This window comes from Robiginitalea biformata HTCC2501, from assembly GCF_000024125.1.
In the GTDB taxonomy this organism is placed as follows: domain Bacteria; phylum Bacteroidota; class Bacteroidia; order Flavobacteriales; family Flavobacteriaceae; genus Robiginitalea; species Robiginitalea biformata.
Genome location: NC_013222.1, coordinates 2,602,993 through 2,616,146, shown reverse-complemented (window position 1 = coordinate 2,616,146; position 13,154 = coordinate 2,602,993). Strand labels below are relative to the sequence as shown.

Sequence of the window (13,154 nt, the reverse complement as noted above, 5' to 3'; positions counted from 1 at the left end):
CAGTACGGGAAATGAAAGGATTTATCCGGGAGTTTAAGAATTTCGCCATCAAAGGCAACATGTTCGACATGGCAATCGGCATCATTATCGGTACGGCCTTCAACAACGTGGTGAATGCCCTGGTAAAGGAAATACTGACCCCGCCCCTTGCCTTTTTTACCAGCGAGGTACAATTTACCAATATGCGGTGGGTTATCCGCGAGGCCACCGATACGCAGGAGGAAATTACCATGGGTTACGGAATACTCCTGGAGGCTTTGATTGACTTCGGCATAATTGCGCTGACGATATTCCTGCTGATCAAGGCCTTGAACCGCATCCGCAGCCGGGCCGAGGACCCTGCAGACAAGGCGGAAGTAACCCCCAAGGAAATCGAGTTGCTCGCCCGGATCGAAGGGCTTATGCACGAACAGAACCAAATACTCAAGCAAAAGAAAAATAAATGAATCCGCAATTTAACCTTTCATTATTGCCGACAATCCCCAAATTTTAGTATCATGTGCGAATCTCAGATTAATTCATTTTCCAAGCTGAAGCCCCAATTATGGAATTAACCAGCCCCCTGGTATACGGAGTTCCCTGTTTTATCGCTTTAATACTCCTGGAGTTGGCCTATAGCAAGGCTCACGGAGACGATCATATTTACAAATGGAAAGACCTATTGGCCAGCGGGACCATGGGTGTTGGGTCTGCAATCCTCAGCCCCCTTTTGAAAGTTATCTTCGCGATTGTCCTATTTGAAGGAGTCTATAATCTTTTTAACCCGCTTGTGGACGGGGAGCATGTTAACATCCTTGGATATGGTCCGTTGGGCTATGCCTGGTACGTCTGGCTTTTGTGTATGCTGGCGGACGATTTCACGTATTATTGGTTCCATCGGGCCAACCACGAGATCCGATTGTTCTGGGCGGCGCATATCGTGCATCACTCATCCGATAATTTCAACCTGGGAACGGCAGTCAGGAATGGTTGGTTTACGTTGCTTTACAAGCCATTGTTTTACGCCTGGATGCCCGCTGTGGGCTTTCCGCCGGAAATGGTCCTGGTTTGCCTGGGAATCGAAGCTTTGTGGCAGTTTCAACTGCATTCGCAATACATCCCGAAACTGGGCCCGCTCGAAGCCATTATCAACTCGCACACAATGCACCAGGTACACCATGCGCAGAATATCGAGTACCTGGACAAGAACCACGGGGGTATCCTCAATATTTTCGACCGGATGTTCGGGACCTGGAAACCGTTGGACGAATCCGTGGATATTCGGTACGGCGTCATCCACGCGCCGAATTCCTACAATCCGATCGTTATTCTCACCCATGAATACAAAGACATCTGGAATGACGTGAAGAAGGCCAAAAAGTTTTCGCACGCCCTGATGTACATCTTCGGCCCTCCGGGATGGAGCCCGGACGGGAGTACGCTTACTGTCAAGCAACAGCAACGCGAATTTCGCAAGCAGCGCAAACAAAAGATGCAGGAGAAGTTGATTACAAAACCCGCTACCTAGGCGCGGGTTTCCTATTGTCCGAAATGATCTCGGGACGGGGACGCCCAAATAGTGCAACCGGGGGTCGGAGCTGGCAAAAGCCTCAATAATTGTCAGTCGGTCTTAATGGCTGTCCCGCGGGAAGTGCGGGCGGTGCCTACCAGTTTGTATTCAAAAGTATACGTATTATCCCCGGTGGTCAATATTTTGACGTGGATGGGTTTCTCTTCATTGCGATTGGCCGGGTTCAGGTTGGAAAGGATGTATTCGCAATCGTTGATCCATCGCACGGAAGCCGAATCGGTAGACCCGGCAAACTCCGAGACTTCCAAATCATCAGTCCGGGTAAATACGGTGGTTTGTTCTTCCCCGTCGATAGTAGCGGTAAACCGAAAGGTCCCCGTGCGGAAGTCGGCGCATTCGCGGGTGGGCTGGTAACATCCAGAGGATAACAACGCCAGGGAGGCCAAAGCGGGAAACAAGAGGGTTTTTATCGTTGAATTCATGCCTGCAAAGATACAAACAATGCCCATCCCAAAGGCGCAGCTCAGAGTTCACCGGGAAAATAGCTTTCGAAAGTGCCATCGGAGTAAAAGATCACAATTTTATCGATGGCCCGGTTTGTTTCGATGGTAGGCACCGCAGGTTCCCGACGGATCGTGGTCGGCCTGGAGGGAGTGGAAGGGAAGGTGCCTTTCCCGTTGAGCAGCCAGTACAGATCCACTTCAGGATACTTCCGGATTACCTTCATGACAAAATCAAGGCTCGGCTTGTTCCTTCCGCTTAACAGGTGGGAAATGGTGGAGCGGGGAACCCCGATGGCATCAGCAAAACCGGAGGCGGTTTGTTCGTAATATGCGAGGATGCGCTCGAGTCTTCCGATAAAATCTTCCGTGTTTACCATTGTAAAAAACGCTTATGGATATTTAGCTGTGCCAGCTTCGATCCATATTCATATAGCACTAAAAATATTAAATTATGATATTAATTAACAACATATAAATAACTGAAAATAAACATAACGAATAAACATTTATTCATCTTGATTACAAATGTAAATTCATTGGATTTGCCATGTAATTTACGCAATTGAAATTTTCCTTTTGTTTTACAAATGTAAAAAATAAGCGGGTTAACTTTGTGGGAAACCTGTCAATTCCGATGGACCGACACAAGTATGAAACGCATCGCATCAATGATATTTCCGGACGCTACTTCCCGCCGGACACCCTGGATAGAATATTGCAGAAATTGCCAGGGAACCCCAACACCACAGAAGTAGGAAAATCGGTAAGCGGGTTGCCCATTTACAAGGTGCGATTGGGCAACGGGCCCATCCGCGTCCTGATGTGGTCACAAATGCACGGCAACGAGTCTACGACTACCAAGGCGGTTTTGGACCTGATGCATTATTTGTTATCCGGCTCCCGGGAGGTGGAATTTCTGAAAGGCCAGCTGACCATAGATATGCTGCCGATGCTGAATCCGGATGGTTCCCTTGCGTACACACGGGAAAATGCCAACGGTACCGACCTGAACCGGGACGCCCATCAAAGGAAAGAGCCGGAAAGTGAAGTCCTACGGGCTTGTTATGAGAAATTCCAACCGCATTTCTGCCTGAACCTGCACGATCAGCGGACGATTTACAGCCTGGGGGCATCGCCCATCCCGGCTACCCTATCCTTTCTGGCCCCTTCTGCCGACGCGGCTCGCGGGCTCCCGGAAAACCGTGTACGCGCCATGGAGTTGATTGCAGCAATTGCGCAGGATCTTCGGGAGGTCCTGCCCGGGGGGATTGGTCGGTACGACGACAGTTTTAACCCGAACTGCGTGGGCGACCAGTTCCAGATGGATGGTGCCGCGACGCTGCTGTTCGAAGCTGGCCACTTTCCCGGTGACTATTCCCGGGAACACACGCGTTTTTTTGTATTCAGGGCGTTGCTCAGCTGCCTTAACCGGATTGCCGACGGTTCGTATGCATCTTTTTCAACTGCTCACTACCTGTCCCTGCCGGCTAACGGAAAATTGCTGGTTGACCTGCGTATTCGCAACGCCGGCCACTTGTTCCCCCACTTCGGGCAAGATGAGGACCTGGCGATCCAATACCGGGAGGTGCTCCGAGACGGGAGGATCCATTGGGTACCCGAATGGCCGGAAGAAGACCTGACCGAGGGACGTTATGGACATCGCGAATGGGATGCCGCCCGGGAGGCAGACCGGGAGGAAATCTTAAAAACCCCTGGTTTGCTGCGACTTCTGGAAAAAGGCCAATCCTCTTGATTGTTGCATTATATTCAAAATATTATAGCTTTAGATGCATAATATTTCTTAAATAGTTATTTTAGCCTAAAATTTTTTGAAATGGGCAAAGTAAAACTGGATGAAATCGATCACCAGATCCTCGACATGCTGATCGACAATACGCGTACTCCCTTTACGGATATTGCCAAAAAACTCCTGATTTCCGCCGGGACCGTACACGTACGGGTAAAGAAGATGGAGGAAGCCGGGATCATCAAGGGCAGTTCCCTGACCCTGGATTACGTGAAACTGGGGTATTCCTTTATCGCCTATGTGGGGATTTTTCTCGAAAAAACCCACCAGACCAAATTCGTCCTGGAACGGCTTACGCAGATTCCGAATGTTACGGTAGCACACATTACTACTGGCAAATTCAATATTTTCTGTAAAATACGGGCCAAAGACACAAACCACGCCAAAAATATCATCTTCAAGATCGACGATATCGAAGGGATCAGCCGGACGGAGACGATGATTTCCCTAGAGGAAAGCATCAACGACAAAAAACGGCTGATGCATACCATTTTCAACGAGCTGTAACCAGGGCATATGAAACGCTCCGAACTAACCGACGCGGATTGCCCGCAGTTCTATCGGGGGTATCTCGACACCTTGCCCGGGGATGCCGATCTGTTGGAGATGCTCGAGCGGCAGCACCGAAATTTCCCGGAATTTATCCTGAGTATTCCCGATAATCTGATGGGGCATCGCTATGCCGACGGAAAGTGGAGCGTGGCGGAATGCCTGGGTCATGTCTACGATGCTGAACGCGTGTTCCAATACCGGGCCGTTTGCTTTGGTCGGAAGGACGCGACCCCGCTGCCCGGGTTTGACCAGGATACCTGGATATCGGGCAATCCGTCCCGGGAATGGTCCAGGGAGCGCCATATTGAAGAATATCAGGCGGTAAGGAAGTCGACCCTGTCGCTGTTCCGAGACTTTTCCCGGGAAGACCTGGCGTACCTGGGTACAGCCAGCGGGAAAACCATCAGCCTGGGCGCCATAGGCTTTATCATCTGCGGCCACCAGCGGCACCACCGGAATATCATCCGGTCGCGGTATTTGGGGGAATAACCCGCTTCCGGGAGTGTTGCCGGGGCCGGCACCCTGAGTCTATCAGTCTTCCTCCAGCTGCAAATCGGTTTCCAGCGAACCGTCGTACTCGTTTTCCAGGCCGGGCACATCCGAATCCCGGTCTTCATCCAGTTCCAGAAAGTCCGACATCAGCCGGTTCAGGTCCTGTCCGATTTTCACCAGGTACAAGGCTTCCGGCGTTGGCAGTTCCACTGCCTCGATCCATTCACCCCGCGCATTTTTAAACGTCAGCAGGTCTTCATCCCCATAGCCCTGGGGATAGTGTTGCAGGAGGGCAGCCGCCAACTCCTGGGTGAGTTTCCGGTAATCGATGATAATACGCTTCATAGTAATGGGTTGGTTACCCGGGAATTACCCGGAGGTTTGTCTTCCGAATCTAAAAGAATTCAGCCGCAGACCCGGAAAAGAGTTGTGAAGCGTTGAAAAAAAGTAGGTGAACCGGCTATTCCGCGTAGTAATCGAATGACGCTTCCAACAAATCGGCGGGGACTTCCTGGTTGTAGGTAGCCTTTCCAATTTGTTCCAGCAGTGTAAAGAGTACCTTGCCGTGCGTATTTTTCTTATCGTGGATAAGCAGACGGACAATCTCCGGGCGATGTTCCCGGGGTATGTCCACGCGGGGGTAATGCGATAGCAGTACGTCCCGAATCTCATTGGCCTGATGTTCCGGGAGGTCGCAAAGGCGCGTGGCCAGAAAGGCTTCCAGGATCATTCCGATGACGATGGCCTCCCCGTGTAGTAACGTTTCCAGGTCCGGATGGCCCAAAAAATGCGATTCGATGGCGTGCCCGAGAGTATGCCCGAAATTCAGGATTTTCCGCAGGTTTTTCTCGGTAGGGTCCTGCTGCACGACTTCGTTCTTGAGGGCCACCGAATGCCGGATATGGGCCACCGCATCCGCCGGGGTTTCCAGGGCAGCCAGCTGCCTCCAATAGTCGGCGTCCCGGATGAGCCCGTGTTTGAGCATCTCGGCAAATCCGCTGCGGAGTTCCCTGGGGTCCAGTGTTTTTAGGAAAACCTTGCAGATGAGGACCATTTCCGGTTGGTTGATCACCCCCACCTGGTTTTTCAGGGGCCCCAGGTCCACCCCGGTTTTGCCCCCTACCGAAGCATCCACCATGGCGAGCAGGGAGGTGGGGATATTGATAAACCGGATTCCCCGCTGGTAGGTGGAGGCGACAAAGCCCCCGAGGTCGGTGACAACGCCCCCGCCCAGGTTCACCAGGAGGCTATGCCGGTCCGCACCCGACGCGGAAAGGCCTTCCCACACTTCCATACAGCTCCCAATATGCTTGTGGGCTTCCCCCGCTTTTATTTCCAGGCAGGTCCAGGAGGCGGCTTCCGGGATCCAACGGATCAATTCCGGCAGGCAGTGTTGCGCGGTATTGTTATCGGTGAGAACAAATATCCGGGAGTACGACGTTTTGGATATGTGGTCCCGAAGGGCCTCAATCGCCGCATCCTCGAAAAACACCGCGTGGGAATCGGTCTGGATGGCATTCATGGAAAGCTGCTTTCTGGGCAAAATAACCGATTTTTTTCATTAAATCCTTCCAGCGGGACTAAGTATATTTGCGCGTGAGACATCAAATTGCATGAAGAAGATTTTTGAAGACACCCAAACGGCATTTGCGCTGAAATCGGATGCCGAACTGGAAAGGGCGTATTACCTGTTCAAGTTGATTGCACACGAGCCCCTGGTTAAGATCGGAACCACCCTGACGAATTTCGCCATCAAGGCCCATCTGCCCGTTGAGGGCCTGATCCGCGCTACCGTATTCGACCATTTCTGCGGGGGCGTGAGCGAGGAAGACTGCATGCCCGTGGTGGAGCGCATGTGGGCGCAGGGCGTTTGTACCGTCCTGGATTATTCAGTGGAAGGCAAGGACACGGAAGACCCGCTGGACGACTCCCTGGCCAAGAACCTGGAAATCCTCCAGTTTGTCAAGGAGAAGGAAGCCATGCCTTTTGCCGTATTTAAACCTACAGGATACGGGCGCTTCGGGCTTTTCGTTAAAAAGAGCCGGGGGGAATCTTTGACCCAATCGGAAACTGCCGAGTGGGAGCGGGTGGTCAAGCGCTTCGATACCACTTGCAAAAAAGCCTACGACCTGGGGGTATCCCTGCTGATCGATGCCGAGGAAAGCTGGATGCAGGCTGCGGCCGACGAACTGGTGGAAGAGATGATGCGCAGGTACAACCAGAAGGAAACCGTGGTGTTCAATACGCTGCAAATGTACCGCTGGGACCGTATGGACTACTTCAGGGAACTGCACGAGCGGGCGGTTTCAGGGGGATATCGGATAGGGGTCAAGGTGGTGCGCGGGGCCTACCTGGAAAAGGAAAACGACCGGGCAGAGGAAAAAGGATATCCCACACCCATTTGCGCCTCCAAGCAACTGACCGACGAAAATTTCGACGAGGCTATCCGCTACAGCCTGGATAACCTGGAAACCGTTTCCGTATTTGCGGGCACCCACAATGAAAGAAGCAGTTACCGGCTGATGGAGTGGATGGAGGCCGACGGGATCGCTGCCAACGACCCGCGGATCTGGTTTGGCCAGTTGTATGGCATGAGCGACAATATCAGCTTCAACCTGGCCCGTGCCGGCTATAATGTAGCCAAGTACCTGCCCTTTGGCCCGGTAAGGGACGTGATGCCTTATCTGATCCGCCGGGCCGAGGAGAACACTTCGGTGGCCGGACAAACCAGCCGGGAACTCGAATTGCTCAAAAAGGAGCGGAAGCGGCGGAAGATGTAGCCAAAGACACCATGGAAATCCCGACGGATGCCCGCCATGGGTATCGGCCACCCGGGAAGGGCAGAGCCAGGCCTATAGGGATTTATTCTTCAGTAAGGCGTTGGTACTGCGTAAGGCGTGTCAGCGAATCGCAACGTTCCAGGGTAAGTTGCAGCTGCTCTTCCACATAGGTGCCGGTAACCACAAAGATGCCACAGGGCTCGGCCCGGGGGTCGCTGCTGTCAAATTCCACATCCCCCTCCTCCAAAAGGTAAGCCACGGTAGCCGTATCCGCTACGGCCCGTAGGCGCTCCGCCACTTCCAGCGGGTTGGAACGCAGGGCCTTGAGTACCCGGCAATTCGGCAGGTAACAGAATTCCACCCCGGTTTCATCGGCCTTTTTGCGAAGGAAAAACGCCAAAAATAACAGGCCAATAGACAGCCCGGCCAGATAATAGCCAAAACGTTTGAGGAAGGACATGCTAAAAAATCAGGAAGTTGATATCTGAGAATTTCATCCCGAACCATTCGCCCACCATCCGGTTGGTCAGGATTCCGTGGTACATATAGAGTCCGTTTCGCAACCCCTTGTCGAACCGGAGGGAATTTTCCAGGCCCCCTTCTTCGCCAATCTTGAGCAGGTAGGGGGTAAAGATGTTGCTGATGGAAACTGACGAGGTCTTTGGGTAACGGGCCGGGATATTGGGCACCGCGTAATGGATGACCCCGAATTTCGTATAGGTGGGTTTGTTGTGGGTGGTCAGTTCGCTGGTTTCAAAACAGCCGCCCATGTCGATGCTCACGTCGATAATCACCGACCCCTTTTTCATATTTTCCACCATGGTCTGGGACACCAGGATGGGCGAGCGGTCCTTGCCGCGTACTGCGCCGATGGCCACATCGCAGCGCTTCAGCGCCTTGAGCAGGTTTTTGGGCTGGAGCGTGGAGGTGTACAAAGGCCGGTTCAGGTTGGTCTGGATGTGCCGGAGTTTGGTGATGGAATTGTCGAATATCTTCACGTTGGCACCCAGACCCAGCGCAGATCGGGCGGCGTATTCCCCAACCGTTCCGGCCCCCAGGATAACGACTTCCACCGGGGGGACCCCGCTGATGTTCCCAAACATCATCCCGTTGCCCTGGTCGGCGGCCATGATTTCCGCGGCGATCAAAACCGAGGAGATCCCGGCGATTTCACTCAGGGAGCGCACAGCTGGGTACTTCCCGTCATCGTCCCGGATGTACTCAAAGGCAACGGCGGTAATCCGTTTTTTGGCCAGGGTTTCAAAATATTGCTTGTTCCGTGTTTTGATCTGCAGGGCGGAAATGATCGTACTTTGCGGATTGATGAATTCCACCTCGGAAAGGGTAGGGGGTTCCACCTTCAGGATAATCGGGCAACCGAAAACCTTTTTCGTGTCCCGGGTGATCCGGGCGCCTGCATTCGTATAATCCAGGTCCGAAAAACTTGCACCTTCTCCTGCACCCGCTTCAATGAGCACCTTGTGGCCATGGGCCACGATGGCCCCCACCGCATCCGGGGTCAGGCAAATCCGTTTCTCCTGGTACTGGCTCTCTTTGGGAATGCCGATGTAGAGCTCCCCCTTTTGTTGGAGGACTTCCAATTTTTCTTCCTGCGGGAGTAATTGCTGCTTGCTGAACGGTGAAGTAGGTTGGTCCATAGGCCTTTAAATGCTAAGCTGGCGCGTAGGTGGTTCCTCAAAAATACAATAAATGCACGATTTGGCCCGAAATAAAAAAGAGGACGCGAGTCCTCTTTTTTTGGTGGTGAGTTTATTCTTAGAATAAACTTCGGAAAGAATGTTGGATTCCTCTCAAAAGATTATTGAGTGTTCTTTTTGGAGTGACATCTGATAACTCTTTATCAATTGATGTGGAATAATCACCCATTTGAATTCCAGCTTTCTCTAATTGTTCCTTTTCTCGGTTCTTGTAATACTGAAGTTCGGCATCCATCGCTTCAAGATCAATTCCATGGACATATTTATCATATATTTTTACTCGAATAAAATAAACAAAAGGTATCACTACCATACAAATGGGGAGCAACCACAATACATTTTTTGTGTCGATATTCAAATCGGGAGATACAAGAACTTCAAATAATTGAAATGCATACATACAAATAGGTATGAGCAGAATATGATACCACCAGTGTTTACAAGTGAAAAACCAGATAATTAATAAATAAAGAGGTATAAACTTACTAACGAAAAACCAAGCAAAAGCATTTATATTATTAAATCCATTGCTATCAATAACAAATCCTAGGAATTCAACGGTGGCTCCAGGTTCTTTGCTGAAGTAGTCATGTGCCTTAAACACAAAGGGCGATGCTATTATAAAAAACACTGCTATAGACTCAATCCAAAGTCTTTTTCGAGTTTTCTTTTTTACAATTACTTCTTCTGCGTTCATTTTTAAGAGATTTGGTAGAGAGATAACGCAGAAAAGGACGTCTTATTGGACGCCCTTTTAATCTAAATCATGCAGTTTAAAGACGAATTAACTCATTTCGTCGAAAAGTGCATCTAAATAATATACTGTAATATCAGTTTCTCTTGTCTGGAGTGATATCAGTGCGATTTACCGAAGACCTATTTGGAGTAATATCAGTTCTATTAACAGCTCTATCTGGAGTAACATCTGTTCTATTTACAGACCGATCTGGGGTAATATCCGTTCGATTAACACCTTCATAGAGACCATCTCCTGTATCATTTGAGCAGGCAGCTAAAAACAATACAGAAAAAGCTATAAGAGTATAAAAGATTTTTCTAGTGTTCATAGTTCGGAGGATTAGGTATGGTTTTCATTTTCATTAACAAATGTAGGAAAATCTACATTCGCCTTAGTCAATTAAATTCAAAAATAATGCATTTTATCGATAGAATCAAGCATTTTACCGAAAAAAGTGCATTTCATCGAATCAACTGCAATAATCCTGCAGAATGGACGATAAGCGTTTCCTACGTGTTGAAGTTTTTAAGGGTCAGCCGTCTAGACTCATGATTGAGAAGCAGTATTACTATTTCCGTTCGCATTTCAGGTAATAAGGAATCAACAATGTCTGGCCATTCGATGAATACATATTTACCATTATTTAGGTATTCTTCAATTCCAAAATCTAAAGCTTCCTCAGAACAGTTTATTCGATAACAATCCAAATGAAATATTGATTCGCCACTATCCATCAAAGTATATTCATTGGCAATTCCGAAAGTAGGACTCTGTACTTGTCCTTCAATCTCTAATATTGTACATATTTCTTTTATTAAAGTAGTTTTACCAGCCCCCAAATCGCCTTTAAAACAAACTATTTTAGAATGAGCATTGTCTAAAATAAATCTTGCTGCCTCTCCAATTTGACTCAAAGAATAATCTAAACTTTTCAAACTTTACCTTCTTTTAAATATTTTTTCTATATTTAGAATATTTACTACGAAGTAATGACCTGGAAGAATTTATATTTTCGTCAATTGCTCTTTTCTATTGCAATAATCATAACTCCGTTACTTTCGTTTATTCATCTCTTATTTAGCCGGGAAGATAGCCAGATTTCATTATTAGGATTCGAATACTTCCACGGGTATGAGTCAAATCAAGTATTTGTATGGATGATATTAGTAGAATTATCCTATTTATTACTTTTCTTGTTTGGTTATATTACAATTGATAAGCGTATAAAGTATTATTTAATCCCCTTATTGGTATATTTTTTACTAAGTACCGTTTCTATTCTAAGTGAACAATATATACTTTCTCTTGTATTTAGTTTACCTGGGGTTATTCTTATTTATATTGGTGTTGATCTTATACTGATTTTGGGTCAAATAGATTTTTTTTCTAAAAAGAACAATAATCCACAAATATTGTTTTCAAGCCTAATTTCAAAAAGACAGATCGTTAAGTTTTCTAATTGGAATAATAAAGTTGAAAATATTAAAGCACAAAGCTCTTTTAGTGATAACCCAAAACAAGAACTATGTGAATTATATCATTTAACTAAAATTGCGGAAAGAGAATCGAACCTAGATAAGAAAGAGGCAATAAAAGAAGCATGTAAGAAGAGAGAACATGCAATGCTGCCACTATTGTTGTTGCTCTTAGTGATTACCTTGCTTCCTTTTTTGCATGTAATTATTCCTACTGAAATGAAGTCAATTAGAATATTTGGCAGGACATATGAATCTTTTGGCTTCTTAAATATTGAAACTATGGTTTGGTATTTTGCAAGGAAGGTAACGGTAATTATTGGGCTATTGATCTGTTTTTTTAAATGTAAATCCTGGGTGAGATTTTCATTTCTTCCCGCACTTTCTCTTTATAGTTATCAATTTTATGAAGGATTTCTCGATGTGAAGGATTTTGAATCTTTTGGAAACACTAATATTTTCCCAACGTTTCTAGCCTTAATTTTCTTATTTGTTTTGATAGCACAAATTGTAAAATTGAGGGTTAAGATATTAGACAATATGGACTATCTAAACAGTAGGTTTGAAGAGATTCTAAATCAATTAGCCAAGGAGAATGAACTTACTTGAAAGGTGACTGGTTAGTCGCTTTTTATTTCTTTAGCAACTTCCTTTACCAGGTTGCGCAATTCCTGGTGTTGCCTTTCGCGGATTTTATCTTCTATAATCTTCTCAATAATCGCCTTCTTCTCGGCCGGCAACTTTTCAAAATCCAGAACTTCGTCCTCCATTTGTGATTTCAGCATCACGCCCTCGCCAGTAAGCAACCAAACCACGTTGAGATCCGGGTAGGTTTGCAGAACGGTTTCCAGGACATCACTCCCTACAGATGCGTGATTTTTCTTCATGCGTAGCGTATACCCATTGCTCGCTCCGATTGAGATATCAAACTGGCGAGCACTCAGCCCGATGTGGTTGATAAATTGAATGAGTCGGTCGATGGTTTTTGTCATGATGCTGCGATTGTTTTGCACTAATATAGGCTAACTTTCCGAAATAAGAAAATATTCTATTGAATAGAAAAAAGACTTTATAAATAAAGAATATTTCACTAAATAAAGAAAATAGTCTATATTTAAAAAGAACTGGTCCCTCATAGAAATATCGATAACCCCAACAATTTTCTTCTATGAAAAACATCAAACACATCGAAAGGCTCCAAAGATTGCACAACCTTATTAAAATGGAATGTACGGGGTCGCCGTCGGAAGTGGCCTTCCGGTTGGGGATCAGCGAGCGTACTGTTTACTATCTGATTGAACAACTCAAGGATTACGAAGCAAAGATAGGCTATGACAGAAGCCGGAAAACGTATTTCTACAAGGATGATTTCGTTTTGGAGGTGAATTTTTCAATCTGCATCGGAGCCCATGATCATGTTATGGAAATATTGGAGGGCAGTTATCTCAAACCCAAAAAATTCCATCCGCAGGATTAATTGGTTTCTATGGGTATAATTTTTCAACGTCATAAAACGCATAGGCATGGGGTTCCTGTTCAGTCGGATTCCTGCTGAGTCTGCCACATTGCGTAAACGGG

Annotated in this window: 18 protein-coding genes; 8 read left to right on the top strand and 10 right to left on the bottom strand. The window is 47.4% G+C overall.

The features are described 5' to 3' along the window. Positions 1-11: 11 nt before the first annotated feature. Complete coding sequence (gene mscL / locus RB2501_RS11615; RefSeq protein ID WP_015755023.1) at positions 12-446, top strand: large conductance mechanosensitive channel protein MscL; 435 nt, start codon at positions 12-14, stop codon at positions 444-446. Between the two features lie 98 nt (positions 447-544). Further along, a complete protein-coding gene (locus tag RB2501_RS11610) occupies positions 545-1,507 on the top strand; it encodes a sterol desaturase family protein (protein WP_015755022.1) in 963 nt (320 codons plus the stop codon). 92 nt (positions 1,508-1,599) lie between these two features. Here RB2501_RS11610 and RB2501_RS11605 read toward each other — a convergent pair whose 3' ends face one another. Both RB2501_RS11605 and RB2501_RS11600 read right to left on the bottom strand, forming a co-directional pair. Beyond that, positions 1,600-1,992 (bottom strand): hypothetical protein, encoded by a 393-nt coding sequence (locus RB2501_RS11605; RefSeq protein WP_049764898.1) that lies wholly within the window; start codon positions 1,990-1,992, stop codon positions 1,600-1,602. A 41-nt stretch (positions 1,993-2,033) separates the two neighbouring features. Then, on the bottom strand, positions 2,034-2,390 hold the full coding sequence (locus RB2501_RS11600) for a helix-turn-helix domain-containing protein (protein WP_015755020.1): 357 nt from the start codon (positions 2,388-2,390) through the stop codon (positions 2,034-2,036). 257 nt (positions 2,391-2,647) lie between these two features. Between RB2501_RS11600 and RB2501_RS11595 the strand changes: the two genes are divergently transcribed. The 3 genes from RB2501_RS11595 (at position 2,648) to RB2501_RS11585 (ending at position 4,861) form a co-directional block, all read left to right on the top strand. Beyond that, on the top strand, positions 2,648-3,766 hold the full coding sequence (locus RB2501_RS11595) for a M14 family zinc carboxypeptidase (protein ID WP_148214363.1): 1,119 nt from the start codon (positions 2,648-2,650) through the stop codon (positions 3,764-3,766). 81 nt (positions 3,767-3,847) lie between these two features. Next, positions 3,848-4,327, top strand: a complete 480-nt coding sequence (locus RB2501_RS11590; RefSeq protein WP_015755018.1) for an Lrp/AsnC family transcriptional regulator — start codon at positions 3,848-3,850, stop codon at positions 4,325-4,327. A 9-nt stretch (positions 4,328-4,336) separates the two neighbouring features. Further along, positions 4,337-4,861, top strand: coding sequence for a DinB family protein (locus RB2501_RS11585; protein WP_015755017.1), 525 nt, complete (start codon positions 4,337-4,339; stop codon positions 4,859-4,861). A 42-nt stretch (positions 4,862-4,903) separates the two neighbouring features. Here RB2501_RS11585 and RB2501_RS11580 read toward each other — a convergent pair whose 3' ends face one another. Both RB2501_RS11580 and aroB read right to left on the bottom strand, forming a co-directional pair. Further along, a complete protein-coding gene (locus RB2501_RS11580; protein ID WP_015755016.1) occupies positions 4,904-5,209 on the bottom strand; it encodes a hypothetical protein in 306 nt (101 codons plus the stop codon). A gap of 115 nt (positions 5,210-5,324) precedes the next feature. Next, complete coding sequence (gene aroB / locus RB2501_RS11575; RefSeq protein ID WP_238528069.1) at positions 5,325-6,407, bottom strand: 3-dehydroquinate synthase; 1,083 nt, start codon at positions 6,405-6,407, stop codon at positions 5,325-5,327. A gap of 70 nt (positions 6,408-6,477) precedes the next feature. Here aroB and RB2501_RS11570 point away from each other — a divergent pair, with 70 nt between their 5' ends. Then, positions 6,478-7,644 (top strand): proline dehydrogenase family protein, encoded by a 1,167-nt coding sequence (locus tag RB2501_RS11570; RefSeq protein ID WP_015755014.1) that lies wholly within the window; start codon positions 6,478-6,480, stop codon positions 7,642-7,644. Between the two features lie 82 nt (positions 7,645-7,726). Here the strand turns inward: RB2501_RS11570 and RB2501_RS11565 are convergent, their stop codons facing one another. The 5 genes from RB2501_RS11565 to tsaE form a co-directional block, all read right to left on the bottom strand. Next, a complete protein-coding gene (locus tag RB2501_RS11565) occupies positions 7,727-8,104 on the bottom strand; it encodes a hypothetical protein (RefSeq protein WP_015755013.1) in 378 nt (125 codons plus the stop codon). A gap of 1 nt (position 8,105) precedes the next feature. Next, positions 8,106-9,302, bottom strand: coding sequence for an alanine dehydrogenase (locus RB2501_RS11560; RefSeq protein ID WP_015755012.1), 1,197 nt, complete (start codon positions 9,300-9,302; stop codon positions 8,106-8,108). A 118-nt stretch (positions 9,303-9,420) separates the two neighbouring features. After that, positions 9,421-10,059 (bottom strand): hypothetical protein, encoded by a 639-nt coding sequence (locus RB2501_RS11555; protein ID WP_015755011.1) that lies wholly within the window; start codon positions 10,057-10,059, stop codon positions 9,421-9,423. A 133-nt stretch (positions 10,060-10,192) separates the two neighbouring features. Beyond that, a complete protein-coding gene (locus RB2501_RS16135; protein WP_148214362.1) occupies positions 10,193-10,429 on the bottom strand; it encodes a hypothetical protein in 237 nt (78 codons plus the stop codon). Positions 10,430-10,610: 181 nt separating this feature from the next. Beyond that, the gene (tsaE, locus tag RB2501_RS16030) at positions 10,611-11,036 is read right to left on the bottom strand and encodes a tRNA (adenosine(37)-N6)-threonylcarbamoyltransferase complex ATPase subunit type 1 TsaE (RefSeq protein ID WP_015755009.1); all 426 of its coding nucleotides are present in this window, start codon (positions 11,034-11,036) and stop codon (positions 10,611-10,613) included. Between the two features lie 222 nt (positions 11,037-11,258). Between tsaE and RB2501_RS11550 the strand changes: the two genes are divergently transcribed. Further along, the gene (locus RB2501_RS11550; protein ID WP_148214361.1) at positions 11,259-12,185 is read left to right on the top strand and encodes a hypothetical protein; all 927 of its coding nucleotides are present in this window, start codon (positions 11,259-11,261) and stop codon (positions 12,183-12,185) included. 11 nt (positions 12,186-12,196) lie between these two features. Here RB2501_RS11550 and RB2501_RS11545 read toward each other — a convergent pair whose 3' ends face one another. Further along, positions 12,197-12,568 carry a hypothetical protein gene (locus tag RB2501_RS11545; RefSeq protein ID WP_015755007.1) on the bottom strand — a complete coding sequence of 124 codons (372 nt, stop codon included), beginning with the start codon at positions 12,566-12,568 and terminating at the stop codon, positions 12,197-12,199. Between the two features lie 176 nt (positions 12,569-12,744). On the opposite strand from RB2501_RS11545, the gene RB2501_RS11540 reads away from it, so the two are divergent. Further along, complete coding sequence (locus tag RB2501_RS11540) at positions 12,745-13,053, top strand: DNA-binding protein (RefSeq protein ID WP_015755006.1); 309 nt, start codon at positions 12,745-12,747, stop codon at positions 13,051-13,053. Positions 13,054-13,154 lie beyond the last annotated feature (101 nt).

Coding starts and splice junctions, on each gene's coding strand:
- mscL (WP_015755023.1), top strand. CDS start 12: ATGAAAGGATTTATCCGGGAGTTTAAGAATTTCGCCATCAAAGGCAAC.
- RB2501_RS11610 (WP_015755022.1), top strand. CDS start 545: ATGGAATTAACCAGCCCCCTGGTATACGGAGTTCCCTGTTTTATCGCT.
- RB2501_RS11605 (WP_049764898.1), bottom strand. CDS start 1,992: ATGAATTCAACGATAAAAACCCTCTTGTTTCCCGCTTTGGCCTCCCTG.
- RB2501_RS11600 (WP_015755020.1), bottom strand. CDS start 2,390: ATGGTAAACACGGAAGATTTTATCGGAAGACTCGAGCGCATCCTCGCA.
- RB2501_RS11595 (WP_148214363.1), top strand. CDS start 2,648: ATGGACCGACACAAGTATGAAACGCATCGCATCAATGATATTTCCGGA.
- RB2501_RS11590 (WP_015755018.1), top strand. CDS start 3,848: ATGGGCAAAGTAAAACTGGATGAAATCGATCACCAGATCCTCGACATG.
- RB2501_RS11585 (WP_015755017.1), top strand. CDS start 4,337: ATGAAACGCTCCGAACTAACCGACGCGGATTGCCCGCAGTTCTATCGG.
- RB2501_RS11580 (WP_015755016.1), bottom strand. CDS start 5,209: ATGAAGCGTATTATCATCGATTACCGGAAACTCACCCAGGAGTTGGCG.
- RB2501_RS11570 (WP_015755014.1), top strand. CDS start 6,478: ATGAAGAAGATTTTTGAAGACACCCAAACGGCATTTGCGCTGAAATCG.
- RB2501_RS11565 (WP_015755013.1), bottom strand. CDS start 8,104: ATGTCCTTCCTCAAACGTTTTGGCTATTATCTGGCCGGGCTGTCTATT.
- RB2501_RS11560 (WP_015755012.1), bottom strand. CDS start 9,302: ATGGACCAACCTACTTCACCGTTCAGCAAGCAGCAATTACTCCCGCAG.
- RB2501_RS11555 (WP_015755011.1), bottom strand. CDS start 10,059: ATGAACGCAGAAGAAGTAATTGTAAAAAAGAAAACTCGAAAAAGACTT.
- RB2501_RS16135 (WP_148214362.1), bottom strand. CDS start 10,429: ATGAACACTAGAAAAATCTTTTATACTCTTATAGCTTTTTCTGTATTG.
- RB2501_RS11550 (WP_148214361.1), top strand. CDS start 11,259: ATGATATTAGTAGAATTATCCTATTTATTACTTTTCTTGTTTGGTTAT.
- RB2501_RS11545 (WP_015755007.1), bottom strand. CDS start 12,568: ATGACAAAAACCATCGACCGACTCATTCAATTTATCAACCACATCGGG.
- RB2501_RS11540 (WP_015755006.1), top strand. CDS start 12,745: ATGAAAAACATCAAACACATCGAAAGGCTCCAAAGATTGCACAACCTT.